The following is a 15,781-nucleotide window of genomic DNA, read 5'->3' as shown; positions in this document are numbered from 1 at the left end:
GATACCTAAAACCACTTACATCTAAAAGCAACGACACCAAATCTACTGAATTCATTTTCTACAGACGAAAAAAAACCGATACTTAAAAAGTATCGGTTTTTTTGAATTCTTGGTGCGGAAGGAGAGACTCGAACTCTCACGCCGTAAAGCACTGGTACCTAAAACCAGCGTGTCTACCAATTCCACCACTCCCGCAAAGAGTGGGCGAGATTATAGGTTAGTTTGAATTTCAGTCAAGCCTTTTGTGAAAAATAGTTTAATTATTTTCCAAACTACTCAAAGCCTTATAATTCAGTAACCTCCTCCCCTCTCTTTTAAAGAAAAACTGACACTTAAAAAGTATCGGTTTCTTTGCCCTTTAAAAGGTAATGGCTTGGCATTGTAAGGAAGGCTCGACTTCTCTTCCATAAAAAGCCACGCCGTAAAGCACTGATATTTAAAACCAACCCCCAAATCAAATCTATTTTCTACAGACGAAAAAAAACCGACACTTATAAAGTATCGGTTTTTTCGAATTCTTGGTGCGGAAGGAGAGACTCGAACTCTCACGCCGTAAAGCACTGGTACCTAAAACCAGCGTGTCTACCAATTCCACCACTCCCGCAAGGAATGGCGAGCATTATATGCAAGTCAGATTCTTCGTCAACTGTTTTTTGCAAATTAAATGAAAAAACACTCAAAAAAGTTCTTACTTAGCGAATACTAACGCCATACATCAAGATTTAGAACTTACGAGCACTCGCGTATTCACCGCGCTCATAACGAACAGCCATCTCTTCAAGATCGATAGTACGAATACGAGATGCTTGGCCTGCACAACCAAAAGCTTCATAACGATCAATACAAACCGTCTTCATCGCTTTAATACTTTCCGTTAAATATTTACGCGGGTCAAAGTTACCCTTGTGCTCAGCAAGACTACGACGAATCGCACCTGTTGCCGCTAGACGTAAATCAGTATCAATATTGACTTTACGTACACCGTAGCGAATTGCTTTAACAATTTCTTCAACTGGCACACCATAGGTTTCTGGAATATCACCACCGTATTCATTGATGATTTCTAACCAGTCTTGTGGCACAGAAGACGAACCGTGCAATACGATATGCGTATTTGGTAATAGCTCAACAATTTTACTGATACGTTCGATATCAAGAATGTCACCTGTAGGCGGACGTGTGAACTTATAAGCACCATGGCTAGTACCGATTGCCACAGCCAAAGCATCAATACCTGTTGCATTAACAAATTCAACCGCTTCAGCAGGGTCTGTCAGCATTTGAGAGTGAGATAGAGTACCTTCAGCACCGACACCATCTTCTTCACCAGCTTGACCTGTTTCTAGTGAACCTAGGCAACCTAGTTCACCTTCTACAGAAACACCACATGCATGAGCAAATTCAACTGTACGACGTGTTACATCAACATTGTACTCGTAGCTAGAAGGTGTTTTACCGTTAGCTAATAGAGAGCCGTCCATCATAACAGATGAAAAGCCAAGCTGAATTGAACGCTGGCAGATTGCAGGAGAAGTACCGTGATCCTGGTGCATAACAACAGGAATGTGTGGGTAATCTTCAATTGCAGCAGCAATAAGGTGACGTAAGAAGTGAGAGCCAGCATATTTACGAGCACCAGCAGATGCTTGCATGATAACAGGTGAATTTACTTCATCTGCGGCTTCCATGATTGCTTTAACTTGTTCCATGTTGTTCACGTTAAACGCGGGTAGACCATAGCTGTGTTCTGCTGCATGGTCCAACAACTGGCGCATACTAATTAGTGGCATAAAAGTTTCCTCTGACAATACGTCCGTAAGACATTAATAATGAGCTAAGTTTAATTTTATGACTCTCTAGTGTTTCTAGCTTTATATGATACGTTGCCACATAAAGTTGGCTTTCGCCTTATAATTGTAACTCTTGCTGCTACCATCAGTTCAATGAGATAGCAGCATAATTTCTGTAATTAGAGCAAGCTTAAGCGCGAGACTCAAGCATAGCAACTGCCGGTAAGACCTTACCTTCAACAAACTCTAAGAAAGCGCCACCACCAGTAGAAATATATGAAACCTGGTCTTGAATTTCATACTTATCAACGGCAGCCAAAGTATCACCACCGCCAGCGATAGAGAAACCTGTGCTATTCGCAATTGCCATGGACAAGGTTTTAGTGCCTTCTCCAAACTGGTCAATTTCAAATACACCTACAGGACCATTCCAAATAATGGTTTGAGCATCGCCTAAAAGCCCAGCCAATGTTGCTGCAGTTTTTGGACCAATATCCAAAATCATGTCATCTTCGGCAACATCTGCAACATTTTTAACTGTTGCTTCTGCACTTGCAGAAAACTCTTTTGCAACCACAACATCTTCAGGGATCGGAATGGATGTTTTTGCCATCAGTGCTTTCGCTTGTGGGATTAAATCTTTTTCATATAAAGATTTACCCACTGGGAAACCTGCTGCCGCTAGGAAAGTATTCGCAATACCACCACCAACAATAAGCTGATCAACTTTATCAGATAAAGATTCAAGCACAGTCAGTTTAGTTGATACCTTAGATCCCCCTACAATAGCAGCCATAGGACGCTGAGGTTGAGCCAAAGCTTTTTCTAGTGCATCCAATTCAGCCGCCAATAATGGGCCAGCACACGCAACAGCAGCATATTTAGCAACACCATGAGTAGAAGCTTGCGCTCTGTGAGCAGTACCAAATGCATCCATCACAAAGACATCACATAATGCTGCCATTTTTTGCGCTAAAGCATCATTGTCTTTCTTTTCACCTGAATTAAAGCGAACGTTTTCAACCAAAACAATTTGCCCTGCTTCCACTTCAACACCGTCTAACCAGTCTTTTTGCAGAGGAACATCTTGTCCTAGTAACTTAGATAAGTGGTTCGCAACAGGTTGCATAGAATAAGCTTCTTCGTACTCACCTTCTGTTGGTCTACCTAGATGAGACATAACAATCACTTTAGCACCAGCTTCTAAAGCATGCTTAATAGTAGGTAACGCAGCACGAATACGTGCATCACTGGTTACAACACCATCTTTTACTGGCACATTTAAATCTTCACGTATTAGAACTTTTTTTCCGCTTAAATCAAGATCTAACATTTTTATGACTGTCATTGTTGCTCCTAGTAAAAAGTAAGTTATCTTTACGTTGTCGTTATCATGATAAATAACGATCAATAAGCAAGGCGACTTTCTGCCTTACTTTTCTTGCAATTTCTGCGCCCAATAACTGGCGACATCTAACATACGGTTGGCATATGCCCACTCGTTATCAAACCAACATAATAGCTTCACTAATCGGCCATCAACGACCTTGGTTTGAGTTGCGTCAATGATGACGGATCTTGCATCGTGGTTAAAATCAACCGATGCATGCGCTTCTTCCGAATAGCCTAATATGCCAGCATATTTGGTTTGCGAAAGTAATTTAAAATACTCGTTAACGCGTTCAACTGTGACAGGCTTATGCGTTCTCACTACCATATCAATCACAGAAACGTTGAGAGTCGGTACGCGCACTGCATTACAGGCAATCTTGCCGCCTAATTCCGGCAGCATACGACTAATTCCTTTCGCTAATCCTGTATCGACTGGAATGATGGAGCTTAACGCCGCACGAGTTAAGCGCAAGTCTTTAGTATGATAAGCATCAATAACGGGCTGGTCATTCATTGCTGAGTGAATAGTCTGTGTGGTGCCATGCTCCACACCAACTAAAGAACTCAAAGCATCTAATACAGGGATGAGACAATTAGTCGTACACGAAGCTGCGGAGATAATCTTCTGCTCAGGTTCGATATGCTTATGGTTAAAGCCATAAACAATTGTTGATTGGGCATCAGCGTCAGCAGGTTGCGATAACAAGAGTCTAGGTACACCCGCATCAATAAAAGCTTGAGCCTTATCTACTGTAGAAAAGCTACCTGAACACTCCAACAGCAAATCAATATTTAAAGCTTGCCAGTCAATATCGTTAGGGTTTTCATGGGCTAAAACCTGAATATTATCATCTGCTACAATCAAGCTTCCTTGTTCAGTCGTTACCGTCTCTGGAAAGCGACCATGGGTAGTATCGTAGCGAGTTAGATAGCTGATCGTTTCCAAGTCAGACAGCTCATTAATAGCGACAACTTGTATTTGATCTCGATACCCACCTTCATATAGTGCCCTTAGTACTGAGCGCCCTATACGTCCATAACCATTGATTGCAACTCTAAGCATATTCTCGTTAACTTTTATATTGGTTGTACAAAAAAGGGGCCGAAGCCCCTTTTGAGCTGTTTAAGCAGACAAGACTTTTTCAGCCGTCGCCACAACATTTTCAACACTAAACCCAAAGTGTTTAAGTAGTACGCCACCAGGTGCTGATTCACCGAAAGTAGTCATACCAACAGTCGCACCATCAAAACCAACATACTTGAACCAGAAGTCAACATGAGACGCTTCGATCGCAACACGCTTAGTAATAGCGCGAGGCAATACAGACTCTTTATAAGCAGCATCTTGAGCATCAAAAGTAGTTGTTGAAGGCATAGAAACAACACGTACTTTCTTACCTTGTTCTGTTAGCGCAGCAGCAGAGTCTAAAGCTAATTGAACTTCAGAACCTGTCGCGATCAAAATAAGATCTGCAGTGCCTTCACAGTCAGATAGTACATACGCACCTTTAGCAACATCAGCTAGTTGAGCAGCTGTACGCGCTTGTGCTTTCAGGCCTTGACGAGAAAATACTAATGACGTTGGACCATCACGACGTTCGATAGAGGCTTTCCAAGCAACGGCTGTTTCAGCAGCATCACATGGACGCCATACAGACATGTTTGGTGTCATACGTAGGTTAGCTAGTTGCTCAACTGGCTGGTGAGTTGGGCCGTCTTCACCTTGACCGATAGAGTCATGAGTGTAAACAAAAACGTTCTGAATACCCATCAAAGCAGACATACGTACAGCATTACGTGCGTATTCCATGAACATCATGAAAGTCGCACCGTAATTAATGAAACCGCCGTGTAGAGAGACACCGTTCATGATGCCGCTCATGCCAAATTCACGTACACCGTAGTAGATGTAGTTACCAGCAGCATCATCTTGAATACCTTTAGAACCAGACCATAGAGTCAAGTTAGAGCCGGCAAGGTCAGCAGAACCACCGAGTAGTTCTGGTAGCGCTGCGCCGAAGGCACCGATTGCATTTTGAGACGCTTTACGACTCGCAATATTTTCTGCTTTTTCTTGGCACTCTTGAATATATGCATTCGCTTTTGCTTCGAAATCTGCTGGCAATTCACCCTTGATAACACGACGCTCGTATTCAGCTGCTAATTCAGGGTGAGCCGCTTGGTAAGCAGCAAATTTATCATTCCATGCAGATTCAGCCGCTGCACCATCTTCTTTAGCATCCCAACCTTGATAAACATCAGCTGGAATTTCGAATGGTGCGTGTTCCCAGTTTAGGAACTCACGTGCAGCTGCGATTTCAGCATCACCTAATGGAGCACCGTGACAGTCATGGCTACCAGATTTGTTAGGCGAACCAAAGCCGATCACTGTTTTACAGCAAATCATAGATGGCTTATCTGTCACAGATTGAGCTTCTTCGATAGCCGCTTTGATTGCTACTGGATCATGACCATCAACATCAGCAATAACGTGCCAACCATAAGATTCAAAACGCTTAGGTGTGTTATCTGTAAACCAACCTTCTACGTGACCATCAATGGAAATACCATTGTCATCCCAGAAAGCAACCAGTTTACCTAGACCCAAAGTACCGGCTAGAGAACAAGCTTCATGAGAGATACCTTCCATTAGGCAGCCATCACCTAGGAAGCAGTAAGTAAAGTGATCAACTAGATCGTGTCCTTCACGGTTAAACTGAGCAGCCAATGTACGTTCAGCAATTGCCATACCAACAGCATTACTGATACCTGCACCTAAAGGACCTGTCGTTGTTTCAACGCCTTCTGTGTAACCATATTCAGGGTGACCTGGTGTTTTAGAATGCAATTGACGGAACTGTTGTAGTTCTTCGATTGGCAAGGCATAACCAGACAAATGCAGCAGTGAATAGATCAACATAGATCCATGGCCATTGGATAAAATAAAACGGTCGCGGTCAGCCCATTGTGGGTTGCTTGGGTTATGCTTTAGAAAATCATTCCAAAGTACTTCAGCGATATCCGCCATACCCATAGGGGCGCCAGGGTGACCAGAATTGGCCTTTTGCACGGCATCCATACTCAAAGCACGGATAGCATTTGCGAGGTCTTTACGAGAAGGCATCTAATTCAGCTCCAGATAACAATAAATGGTTACATTAAAAATACGGTCGCCCATTTTCACCTCATTCGACTCGGCTTGCAATCTCATTCAGGGGGAAACGCCCATATTTACCGCATAAAATGCAAAAAAAAGATGAATCTGCTACAAAATTATCATGTATTTCACCTTATGAAATACTCTGCAGGCGCTTGATTTTTGATCTAAATTAGTACATTATCTCGGCCGATTACTAAGCGTCGATTTGTCTCGGCTTGCGGACGCTATATAAATTCAGCTAAACAGATGAAGCAGTCGCCTGTTTAGCACCCTAATAAATGCTGAATGGGCTTTTTTGTGCCCATTTAGCCATTACTCAGCTAAAGAGGAGCACTTAAATGTCCGAATATTCTTTATTTACATCGGAATCCGTTTCAGAAGGTCACCCAGACAAAGTGGCAGACCAGGTATCCGATGCCATCCTTGATGCCATCCTAACTGAAGACCCAGAAGCACGTGTAGCCTGCGAAACCTTAGTTAAAACAGGTATGGTTCTCGTTGCTGGTGAAGTTCGTACTAATTCTTGGGTAGACATTGAAGAAATCACTCGTAATGTCGTTCGTGACATAGGTTATAACTCCTCGGAAATGGGATTTGACTGGGAATCTTGCGCTGTCATGAATGCAATCGGTAAACAATCTGCCGATATCGCTGTTGGTGTCGATGAAGCAGAAGGCCACGAACAAGGTGCAGGCGACCAAGGTCTAATGTTTGGTTTTGCAACCAACGAAACTGATGTGCTTATGCCTGCCCCTATTACGTATGCTCACCGCCTCGTTCAGCGTCAAGCTGAAGTACGTAAAAATGGTACTTTAGACTTCTTACGCCCAGACGCAAAAAGCCAAGTTACTTTCCGTTATGACGAACAAGGCAAGCCTTGCGCGATTGATGCAGTTGTTCTTTCTACTCAGCACGACGCAAAAGTCACTCAGTCTGACCTACGTGAAGCGGTTCTTGAAGAAATCATTAAACCTGTATTACCAGAAGAATGGTTATCAAGTGACACTAAATACTTCATCAACCCAACCGGTCAATTCATTATCGGTGGCCCAGTGGGTGACTGTGGTTTAACAGGTCGTAAAATTATCGTTGATACTTATGGCGGCATGGCTCGTCATGGTGGTGGTGCTTTCTCTGGTAAGGACCCATCAAAAGTTGACCGTTCAGCAGCTTACGCAGGTCGCTATGTAGCGAAAAATATTGTTGCTGCTGGTCTTGCTGATAAATGTGAAATCCAAGTGTCTTACGCTATTGGTGTTGCAGAACCAACATCTATCAGTATCAACACCTTTGGCACAGGTAAAATCAGTGATGCAGTAATCAGCCAACTTGTTCGCGAACATTTCGAATTACGTCCAGCTGGCCTAGTAAAAATGCTTGATCTGAAACGCCCTATTTACCTACCAACTGCGGCTTATGGCCACTTTGGTCGTGAAGGCGATGACTTCACATGGGAAAAAACAGACAAAGCCGCAGCATTACGCCAAGCAGCAGGTCTATAAGCAGATAAAAAGTTAAGCTTATCGTTAAACGGTCAGTTTCAACTTTGTAATGCCAAGCCCCCTTTTAACAGGGGGCTTTTTTATGTCACTATGCCCACTTTTAAGCTAGTTAGCTTACAACTATAGAAACAGACTTAGAGACCCTTATGCGTATACCTCGAATTTATGTTGACCTGCCGTTAAAAGAAAACAGCATTTTTGATTTACCTCAGGCTTCATTTCAACATGTATGCAAGGTGCTAAGGCTCAAAAATGACTATTCCCTTATCCTATTTAATGGTGAAGGCGGACAGTATCAGGCAAAGCTTATTAATGTAGAAAAGCGCTCAGCTCAAGTTGAAGTGCTTAGTTTTGAAACACTAGATAATGAGTCACCGATTAAAGTAACTCTGGGTCAAACGCTTTCTCGTGGTGAACGCATGGATTATGCCATTCAAAAAGCAGTGGAAGCCGGCGTCTATGCAATCCAGCCATTATTTAGTGAGCGCTGTGAAGTAAAACTGAATTCTGAACGTCTTGATAAGAAGCGCCAACATTGGCAACAAATTGCAATAAGTGCCGCAGAACAAAGCGGTCGAGGGCATGTTCCCCTTATCAAAGAGCCTGTAAATCTTCTCGACTGGGTCGTCGATTGTAAGGATATGTTAAAAATCACCATGCATCACCATAGTGCCAAGCCGATGAAAGATATGCCTGAGCCTACAAGCAAAAGTATTTCAGTATTAATCGGCCCTGAAGGCGGACTCACAGAAGACGAAGTTGAAACCTCTATAAAACAAGGCTTTCAGCCTGTCGCACTTGGCCCTAGAGTATTAAGAACCGAAACGGCACCCATTGTAATTTTAACCTGCATTAATTTAATTTGGGGCGATATTAAATAATATACTCGCCTATTATTTCATATACTTAAGCACTCATAATCAATAAACATACCTAACAGAACAACTACATATTCTAAAACTATAAACTCTTATTATTGTTAAATAGAATAAATCAACTTGGACGCGGCTATGGTTAGATTATTACGCAAACCTTCTATGTTACTGGCAACAAGCTTTTTGTTTGCCAATTCAGCTTTTGCCATCACATTAGAAGAAGCGACCTATATTGCAATTGAAAATAACCCAGAAGTTCATAGAACGATTGCAAGCTATCGTGAGCGTGGGGCCAAAACGGAACTAGCCCATGATAAATACTACCCTAGCTTAGATTTAAAAGTCGGCCTGGGCCGTGAGATAACATACGATACCGACACCTCCTTAAACCGAAGAGAAACCGCTCTCACCTTCACTCAACCTTTATTTGATGGTTATGAAACTGAATTAGAAGTTGAACGAAACACAGCAGAAACAGAAGCTGGCCGCTGGGAAGCGCTCATTGCGGTTGAAAATACCGCGTTAGAAGTGGCTGAAGCTTACGCAAATGTTTTGCGCCAAAGGGAACTTGTTCAGCTTGCTGAGATCAACTTAGATACACACGACAGAATTTATAGTCAGATTAAATTAAAAAGTGACGCGGGTGTAGGACGCCAATCGGACTTGAGCCAAATCACAGCACGACTAGCAAAAGCTCATGCAAACCGTTTAGCGGCCGTTAACAACTTACAGGACGCAAACAGCCAATATAACTTTGTCGTTGGTGAATTGCCCCCTGAGGAGATGATTTATCCTGTACCAGACAGAGACTTACTCCCAATCTCTCTGGAAGATGCGATAGATCAAGCAATGACAAAAAACCCAGCCATAGAGGGTGCAAATTGGGATGTTAAAGCGACCGAAAGTTTTCGGGAAGCTTCTAAGTCCTATAAATATCCAAAGGTTGAATTTGTACTTGAACGCACCTGGGACAATAACCTAGATGGTTCAGAAGGCCCGTCCGAAGATTTATTAGCCATGATTCGGTTGGACTATAATTTATACAATGGTGGGGCCAGTAAAGAAGAAGAAAACGTCGCGGTTTATCAGAATCTACAAGCGACAGAAATTAGACGTAATACTTTACGTGGAACAGAGCTAACAGTCCGACTTGCTTGGGCTGCTTATATAGCAACAAGAGAGCAGAAAGAGCATATCAGAACCCACGTTATCGCGACAAAAGAGTCGCAAATTGCTTATGAAAAGCAGTTCCGTCTTGGCAGACGTACTTTGTTAGACGTATTAGACAGTGAAAATGAGTTATTTCAATCGCGCCAAGATTATGTCAACGCTGACTATGATGAGCTTTTTTCAGAATTTCGCTTATTTAATGCGAAAGGAGAACTAATGCGCGCCTTCAGAATATATCGCCCTACCTTACTCGGTTTTGATGATGAGTTTGAAGATGACTCTTATATCCCTACTGGGCCAAGCGCCATTGAAGAACTTGAAGCTGCTGAGTCTGAATTACCTATTCCAGTGACAGAAAATGGAACACTAGATGGCTCTCAGCCAAATGATACTGAAGTATCAGAAGACATCTTTAATGTTGATCCAGATACCTTAGAAGGCGGATGGTAAAAGATGCGCTGGCATATCTTTGCGCTCTTATTGGTATGCCTTTGCTCTTTTTCTGGGTTCTCTCTAGCTGAATCACTTTATGGTAATAAAAGGGCTCAGCACCATCTAAAGGATGATGACAAGGATGGTGTCATTAACATTCGTGATAAATGTGCAGGCACCCCAAGAGAAGCCGCCGTTGATCATTATGGCTGTCACAAAAGTAACTCTAAACTCCTATCTGTTGAACTTAACATATTGTTTGTTTCTAACCGCTATGAAGTCAGACCCAGATATTATGGCGAAGTCAAAAAACTTGCTGATTTTATGAAAGATAATCCAGGTAGTAGTGTTGTCATTGAAGGCCATACCGATAATGTGGGCAATGACACACTCAATCAAACCCTTTCAAAGAATCGATCTGAAGCTATCGCTGCCATACTGATTAATACTTTCAAAATAGATAAGTCCCGCGTAAAAGCAGTGGGATATGGTGAGTCACGCCCGATCGCGAGTAACGAGACAGAACAAGGAAAGCGCCAGAACCGACGAGTAGTTGCTGAAGTCTTTGCTCATAGCACAGTCGATATCAACAAATGGAACATCTACAGTGTCGATAGACGCAATTAAATTTTCTTTTTATTTGCCCTATTAATTCTTCTCTGCGCCCTTATATTTCTATAGCATCAAAACTTATTTATTCGTTTAGTCAGCCTCTTTCATAGAATCAATGTCAGCGGTTTATTAACCCTTTACGCTAGGATGTCGCTCATGACCATTAAGCTAGGCATAGTAATGGATCCCATTGCTAACATTAATTTCAAAAAAGACAGTTCATTAGCCATGTTATGGGCAGCCGCTGAAAAAGGCTGGCAGCTTACTTATATGGAACAAGAAGACCTTTACCTAGATTCTGGCAAGGCATGCGCTGTTGCCAAGCCTTTAGAAGTGTTCAAAGATCCAGATAATTTCTATGCTTTAGGCGAAAGTGAGAAAATTGCGCTAGGCGACCTTGATGTTATCTTGATGCGTAAAGATCCTCCGTTTGATAGCGAATTTGTGTACAGCACCATGATTTTAGAACAAGCCGAGCGTGATGGGGCTATGGTTGTAAATAACCCCGCAAGCCTGAGGGATTGTAACGAAAAGTTATTCGCGACTCAGTTTCCGCAATGCTGTCCTGCTGTATTAGTCACTCGTCGTGCTGATTTGTTAAAAGAATTCCATAAAGAGCATGGGGATGTTATTTTTAAACCATTAGACGGCATGGGTGGTAGCTCTATCTTCCGCTTACGCCAAGATGATCCCAATGTTAGCGTAATTATCGAAACTTTGACCAAGATGGGCACAGAGCAAATCATGGCGCAAAAGTTTATCCCTGAAATCAAACAAGGTGATAAGCGTATCTTGATAGTGGATGGCGAGCCAGTTCCTTATGCTTTGGCACGCATTCCAGCTGATGGCGAAACCCGCGGTAACCTAGCTGCCGGCGGCCGTGGTGAAGGACGCGAACTATCAGAGCGAGATTTATGGATTTGCCAGCAGGTGATTCCAACCCTGAAGGAAAAAGGACTTATGTTTGTAGGACTCGATGTTATTGGTGACTATTTAACAGAGATAAACGTCACTAGCCCTACCTGCATTCGTGAACTCAACGATACTTATGATTTAAACATTGCCATGGATCTCATGGATGCCATTGAAAAGAAATTAAACTAGATTGTTTTGAATGAATATTGCCGACAGATTCTCAATTGCACTATTTTTCGCTATTAGCGTACATGTACTCTTGGTGATGTTTGTCGGCTTTGATTTCGAACTTCCTACTCCCAAAGCGAAAACCTTAGAAATAACACTAGTTCAGCATAAAACCGAAAAATCCGAAGAAGCTGACTTTATTGCGCAAGCTAATCAACTAGGCAGTGGTACCGAGCTGCGTAAACAAAAGCTCACAACCACAGAAGATGCTCGCTTTATTGCCGATGACATTTATGAAATCACACCGCCAGTACAACCCCAATTAGCCTCTAGCCAACCTAAAGTTGATAACAGAACAATCAGTACAAAAAACTCTGACGCCGTATTTAAAGTTATTGATGAAGCAAGTAATGAAGCCAAGACTTTAGCAGAACAGTTTTTAGGTGAAACCCAGATTCCAAGCCACCTAACAACAGATATCGCAACACTTGAGGCGTTATTAGATAAACAAAGACAAGCTTATGCTAAGCGACCTCGTATTCGCAGACTGACAAGCGTATCGGCCAAAGCAGCTATTGATGCTCAATATTTAGATGATTGGCGTCGACGTATCGAAAGGATTGGTAACATTCACTACCCTTCTGAAGCTAAAAGAGACAAGCTTTATGGGCAACTGCGTTTAGCCGTCATGATTCAACCTAACGGCTATGTTGAAAACATCGAAATACTGCAAAGCTCAGGTATTCTTATTCTAGATGACGCTGCCATGCGCATCGTACGCTTAGCAGAGCCTTTTACTAGCTTCCCAAGCGAGCTTGCTGCCGAAGTGGATAAGTTAGAAATTATTCGGACTTGGCAATTCATTCCAGGGCACAAATTACAAAGCCGCCAATAATTTAGAAGCAATCAAACACATTCTACAGACATAAAAAAAGCCTCATACGAGGCTTTTTTTCGAATTCAATCAGCTTGCTTTATGCAAACTGACCTTCACCCATAGACTGTCTAATTTTCGCCATAGCATTCTTTTCCAATTGTCGGATACGCTCTGCCGACACGCCATATTCATCAGCCAAGTCATGCAATGTTGACTTAGTATCAGACAACCAACGTTGTACTAAGATATTACGGCTACGACCATCTAGTTCAGCCATAGCTTCTTGTAAACGGCGATTAGAATCTTCTTCCCAGTTACCATTTTCCATCAAAGACGCTGGATCATATCTATGGTCTTCAAGGTAGTTTGCTGGTGCTTGGTATGCGCTATCATCGTCATCATCAGAAGAGGCATCAAAAGTAGTATCAGATGAGCTCATACGGCCTTCCATCTGACGTACTACATCTGGGCTAACACCTAGCTCACCTGCAACAGATTCAACTTCATCATTACTAAACCAAGACAGCGTTTTCTTAGCACTGCGAAGGTTAAAAAACATTTTACGTTGCGCTTTTGTTGTCGCAACTTTAACGATACGCCAGTTTTTCAGAATGAACTCATGAATCTCCGCTTTAATCCAGTGCACAGCAAAGGAGACTAGGCGAACACCCACTTCTGGGTTAAAACGTTTTACGGCTTTCATCAAACCAACGTTACCTTCTTGAATAAGGTCACCTTGGTTCAATCCATAACCTGAATAGCTTTTGGCAATATGAACCACAAAGCGTAAATGGGACATGACAAGCTGTCTCGCAGCTTCTAAGTCACCATCATAATAAAGACGTTCTGCCAGCTTATTTTCATCTTCTGCTGACAAAATTGGAATCGTGCTTACTCCCTGAATGTATGACTCGAGGTTTTGACCCGGTGTCATCATGTCAACTGGTTGCAGAGCTTTACCCATCTCTATCTTTACCTCTAAAATTAATTTCGTTATCTCTATGACTAGATACTATCAACAAAGTTGCCAAAAAAATGTGAAAAGAAAGTGTATACAAATAGCAACTTTAAAAATTCGATTCAATAACACTAAAAAATACGCGAGCTTGCAAGCTTTTATTGCAATTCTATATCGCTAATGTGCTTATTAACCGCTATCCAGGCCCCAAGTGTGCCGATAATGGCACTTATTGTTAAACAAACGACCACTTCACTGGCACTAAATGAGGTTAGTTGAAAATCACTATGGTACAAGTCTATTAATTGCATAGCAGGTCCACTGACCCAAAAACTGACCGCTAATATACAGATGCAGGCACATAAACCACCTAGCACCCCAAACCAGAATCCCATGTATAAAAAAGGCCTGCGTATATAAGCATCTGTTGCGCCAACAAGTTTCATTACCAAGACTTCATCGCGGCGACTTTCCACTGCCATTCGAATTGTATTACCTACTATCAGTAGTACTGCGATTACCAAAAGACTAGAAAGCGCGTAGACAAACCTTTCGCCAAAACTTAGAAAGCTAGCAAGACGTTGTAGCCATTGGGCATCCAATTCAGCATATTCAACTTGCTCTTGTTCTTCTAATTCAATCCTTAAAGATTCTAAAATATCTAAGGTATCCAGCTGCACTGTTTCCATTGGAATCACTTGTAAAACAATCGGTAGAGGATTCTCAGGGAGTGAAGATAGAATTTGTTCGTAACCACTGACTTGCTCAAAATACCTTAAGCCTTCTTCTTTCGAGACGTAAGACACAGAACGCACATCGTCTCGAGCAGAAATCTGATGAGATAATGCCAGTGCTTGGGTATCTTCTAACTCAGAAAAAAGATAAAGGCTGATGACTGACTGCTGCTCCCATTGATCAGTCACGGACTGGACGTTTTTCAACATCACATAAAGACCACCTGGCAATGACAAAGCTATCGCAATCACCATAAGGGTCATAAAGCTCGCCATAGGGTAATTCATTAAACGAACCACACTTTCCATCAAGACAGCCTGATGCTGACGTAAATGCTGACTTAGATTGAAAGGTTGACGCTTCGCTTTTTGGTTAGGCTTTTGAGTATTAACGGGCTGATTCGCTTGGCGTGTCGCCCCTCTTTGAGGTGCTTTGTTGGTATTAGGACGAGCGCTCATTAACTAAAGCCTCCGTCATTTACCATGCGACCCTGATTCAGCGTCAAGACTCTGTGCCTCATGCGTGCAACTAAGGCTAAATCGTGACTGGCCACCAGCACAGTAACACCAACATGATTAAACTCTTGAAACAGATTCATGATTTCTGCAGAAAGCTTTGGATCAAGGTTACCAGTAGGCTCATCTGCTAAAAGTAGTTGCGGTTTATTAACCACGGCTCTTGCGATGCCAATGCGCTGTTGCTCACCACCAGACAAGGCCATAGGGTTGTACTTTTCTTTACCAAGTAAACCCACCTTATCTAATGCCGCACGCACACGCTTACCAATTTGAGCATGATCTGCACCAGAAACTTGAAGGGGTAAGGCAACATTATGAAAAACACTGCGGTCAAACAGCAGTTGGTGGTTTTGAAACACCACCCCTACTCGGCGTCTATGTTCAGGCACCATTTTTTTTGACAGGTTTCTTAAGTCCCCGCCATCAACCAAAATATTGCCGGAGCTCTGACGCTCAATCATCATCATAAGTTTTAGTAAGGTACTTTTACCGGCACCAGAATGGCCTGTTAAAAATGCCATTTCACCCTGCTGTAAATGAAAGCTAACTTGGCTCAGGGCTTCCTGACCACTGTCATACTTCTTTCCAACTCTTTGAAATTCGATTTCCACAAGCCAATCCTATTGGTCTATCTCTGCAAGCTTAAACGCTAACAGCTTAAATTAATCATCTACTAA

13 protein-coding genes and 2 tRNA genes are annotated in these 15,781 nt (G+C 42.4%); 6 read left to right on the top strand and 9 right to left on the bottom strand.

The window, feature by feature from the left end; all coding sequences use genetic code 11:
- Window positions 1–110: 110 nt before the first annotated feature.
- The 6 genes from OA91_RS15085 to tkt form a co-directional block, all read right to left on the bottom strand.
- Window positions 111–195 (bottom strand) — tRNA-Leu (locus tag OA91_RS15085).
- A gap of 324 nt (window positions 196–519) precedes the next feature.
- Window positions 520–604: transfer RNA gene (locus OA91_RS15080), tRNA-Leu, on the bottom strand.
- 118 nt (window positions 605–722) lie between these two features.
- Window positions 723–1,790, bottom strand: coding sequence for a class II fructose-bisphosphate aldolase (gene fba / locus OA91_RS15075; protein WP_046015266.1), 1,068 nt, complete (start codon window positions 1,788–1,790; stop codon window positions 723–725).
- A gap of 190 nt (window positions 1,791–1,980) precedes the next feature.
- Entirely contained in the window at window positions 1,981–3,138 is a 1,158-nt protein-coding gene (locus OA91_RS15070) for a phosphoglycerate kinase (protein WP_063339086.1), read from the bottom strand.
- A gap of 84 nt (window positions 3,139–3,222) precedes the next feature.
- On the bottom strand, window positions 3,223–4,245 hold the full coding sequence (locus OA91_RS15065; protein WP_046015268.1) for a type I glyceraldehyde-3-phosphate dehydrogenase: 1,023 nt from the start codon (window positions 4,243–4,245) through the stop codon (window positions 3,223–3,225).
- Window positions 4,246–4,305: 60 nt separating this feature from the next.
- The gene (gene tkt, locus OA91_RS15060) at window positions 4,306–6,306 is read right to left on the bottom strand and encodes a transketolase (RefSeq protein WP_063339085.1); all 2,001 of its coding nucleotides are present in this window, start codon (window positions 6,304–6,306) and stop codon (window positions 4,306–4,308) included.
- A gap of 374 nt (window positions 6,307–6,680) precedes the next feature.
- On the opposite strand from tkt, the gene metK reads away from it, so the two are divergent.
- The 6 genes from metK (at window position 6,681) to OA91_RS15030 (ending at window position 12,911) form a co-directional block, all read left to right on the top strand.
- Complete coding sequence (gene metK, locus OA91_RS15055; protein ID WP_063339084.1) at window positions 6,681–7,844, top strand: methionine adenosyltransferase; 1,164 nt, start codon at window positions 6,681–6,683, stop codon at window positions 7,842–7,844.
- Between the two features lie 146 nt (window positions 7,845–7,990).
- Window positions 7,991–8,725, top strand: a complete 735-nt coding sequence (locus OA91_RS15050; protein ID WP_063339083.1) for a 16S rRNA (uracil(1498)-N(3))-methyltransferase — start codon at window positions 7,991–7,993, stop codon at window positions 8,723–8,725.
- 129 nt (window positions 8,726–8,854) lie between these two features.
- Window positions 8,855–10,339, top strand: coding sequence for a TolC family outer membrane protein (locus tag OA91_RS15045; protein WP_046015272.1), 1,485 nt, complete (start codon window positions 8,855–8,857; stop codon window positions 10,337–10,339).
- A gap of 3 nt (window positions 10,340–10,342) precedes the next feature.
- Window positions 10,343–10,948 carry an OmpA family protein gene (locus OA91_RS15040; protein WP_046015273.1) on the top strand — a complete coding sequence of 202 codons (606 nt, stop codon included), beginning with the start codon at window positions 10,343–10,345 and terminating at the stop codon, window positions 10,946–10,948.
- A 141-nt stretch (window positions 10,949–11,089) separates the two neighbouring features.
- On the top strand, window positions 11,090–12,037 hold the full coding sequence (gene gshB, locus OA91_RS15035) for a glutathione synthase (protein ID WP_063339082.1): 948 nt from the start codon (window positions 11,090–11,092) through the stop codon (window positions 12,035–12,037).
- 10 nt (window positions 12,038–12,047) lie between these two features.
- Window positions 12,048–12,911 (top strand): energy transducer TonB, encoded by an 864-nt coding sequence (locus OA91_RS15030; RefSeq protein ID WP_046015275.1) that lies wholly within the window; start codon window positions 12,048–12,050, stop codon window positions 12,909–12,911.
- A 79-nt stretch (window positions 12,912–12,990) separates the two neighbouring features.
- On the opposite strand, the gene rpoH is transcribed toward OA91_RS15030, so the two are convergent.
- The 3 genes from rpoH to ftsE form a co-directional block, all read right to left on the bottom strand.
- Complete coding sequence (rpoH, locus tag OA91_RS15025; RefSeq protein WP_046015276.1) at window positions 12,991–13,857, bottom strand: RNA polymerase sigma factor RpoH; 867 nt, start codon at window positions 13,855–13,857, stop codon at window positions 12,991–12,993.
- A gap of 152 nt (window positions 13,858–14,009) precedes the next feature.
- A complete protein-coding gene (ftsX, locus tag OA91_RS15020; RefSeq protein ID WP_063339081.1) occupies window positions 14,010–15,044 on the bottom strand; it encodes a permease-like cell division protein FtsX in 1,035 nt (344 codons plus the stop codon).
- Window positions 15,044–15,715 carry a cell division ATP-binding protein FtsE gene (gene ftsE / locus OA91_RS15015; RefSeq protein ID WP_046015278.1) on the bottom strand — a complete coding sequence of 224 codons (672 nt, stop codon included), beginning with the start codon at window positions 15,713–15,715 and terminating at the stop codon, window positions 15,044–15,046. The genes ftsX and ftsE overlap by 1 nt, the downstream gene beginning before the upstream one ends.
- Window positions 15,716–15,781: the final 66 nt, after the last annotated feature.

It is taken from the genome of Marinomonas sp. SBI8L (genome assembly GCF_001624705.1).
Lineage (GTDB): Bacteria > Pseudomonadota > Gammaproteobacteria > Pseudomonadales > Marinomonadaceae > Marinomonas.
This window is presented reverse-complemented; position numbering and strand designations above follow the sequence as displayed.

Coding starts and splice junctions, on each gene's coding strand:
- OA91_RS15045 (WP_046015272.1), top strand. CDS start 8,855: ATGGTTAGATTATTACGCAAACCTTCTATGTTACTGGCAACAAGCTTT.
- metK (WP_063339084.1), top strand. CDS start 6,681: ATGTCCGAATATTCTTTATTTACATCGGAATCCGTTTCAGAAGGTCAC.
- OA91_RS15050 (WP_063339083.1), top strand. CDS start 7,991: ATGCGTATACCTCGAATTTATGTTGACCTGCCGTTAAAAGAAAACAGC.
- OA91_RS15040 (WP_046015273.1), top strand. CDS start 10,343: ATGCGCTGGCATATCTTTGCGCTCTTATTGGTATGCCTTTGCTCTTTT.
- ftsX (WP_063339081.1), bottom strand. CDS start 15,044: ATGAGCGCTCGTCCTAATACCAACAAAGCACCTCAAAGAGGGGCGACA.
- fba (WP_046015266.1), bottom strand. CDS start 1,790: ATGCCACTAATTAGTATGCGCCAGTTGTTGGACCATGCAGCAGAACAC.
- tkt (WP_063339085.1), bottom strand. CDS start 6,306: ATGCCTTCTCGTAAAGACCTCGCAAATGCTATCCGTGCTTTGAGTATG.
- OA91_RS15030 (WP_046015275.1), top strand. CDS start 12,048: ATGAATATTGCCGACAGATTCTCAATTGCACTATTTTTCGCTATTAGC.
- OA91_RS15070 (WP_063339086.1), bottom strand. CDS start 3,138: ATGACAGTCATAAAAATGTTAGATCTTGATTTAAGCGGAAAAAAAGTT.
- rpoH (WP_046015276.1), bottom strand. CDS start 13,857: ATGGGTAAAGCTCTGCAACCAGTTGACATGATGACACCGGGTCAAAAC.
- gshB (WP_063339082.1), top strand. CDS start 11,090: ATGACCATTAAGCTAGGCATAGTAATGGATCCCATTGCTAACATTAAT.
- OA91_RS15065 (WP_046015268.1), bottom strand. CDS start 4,245: ATGCTTAGAGTTGCAATCAATGGTTATGGACGTATAGGGCGCTCAGTA.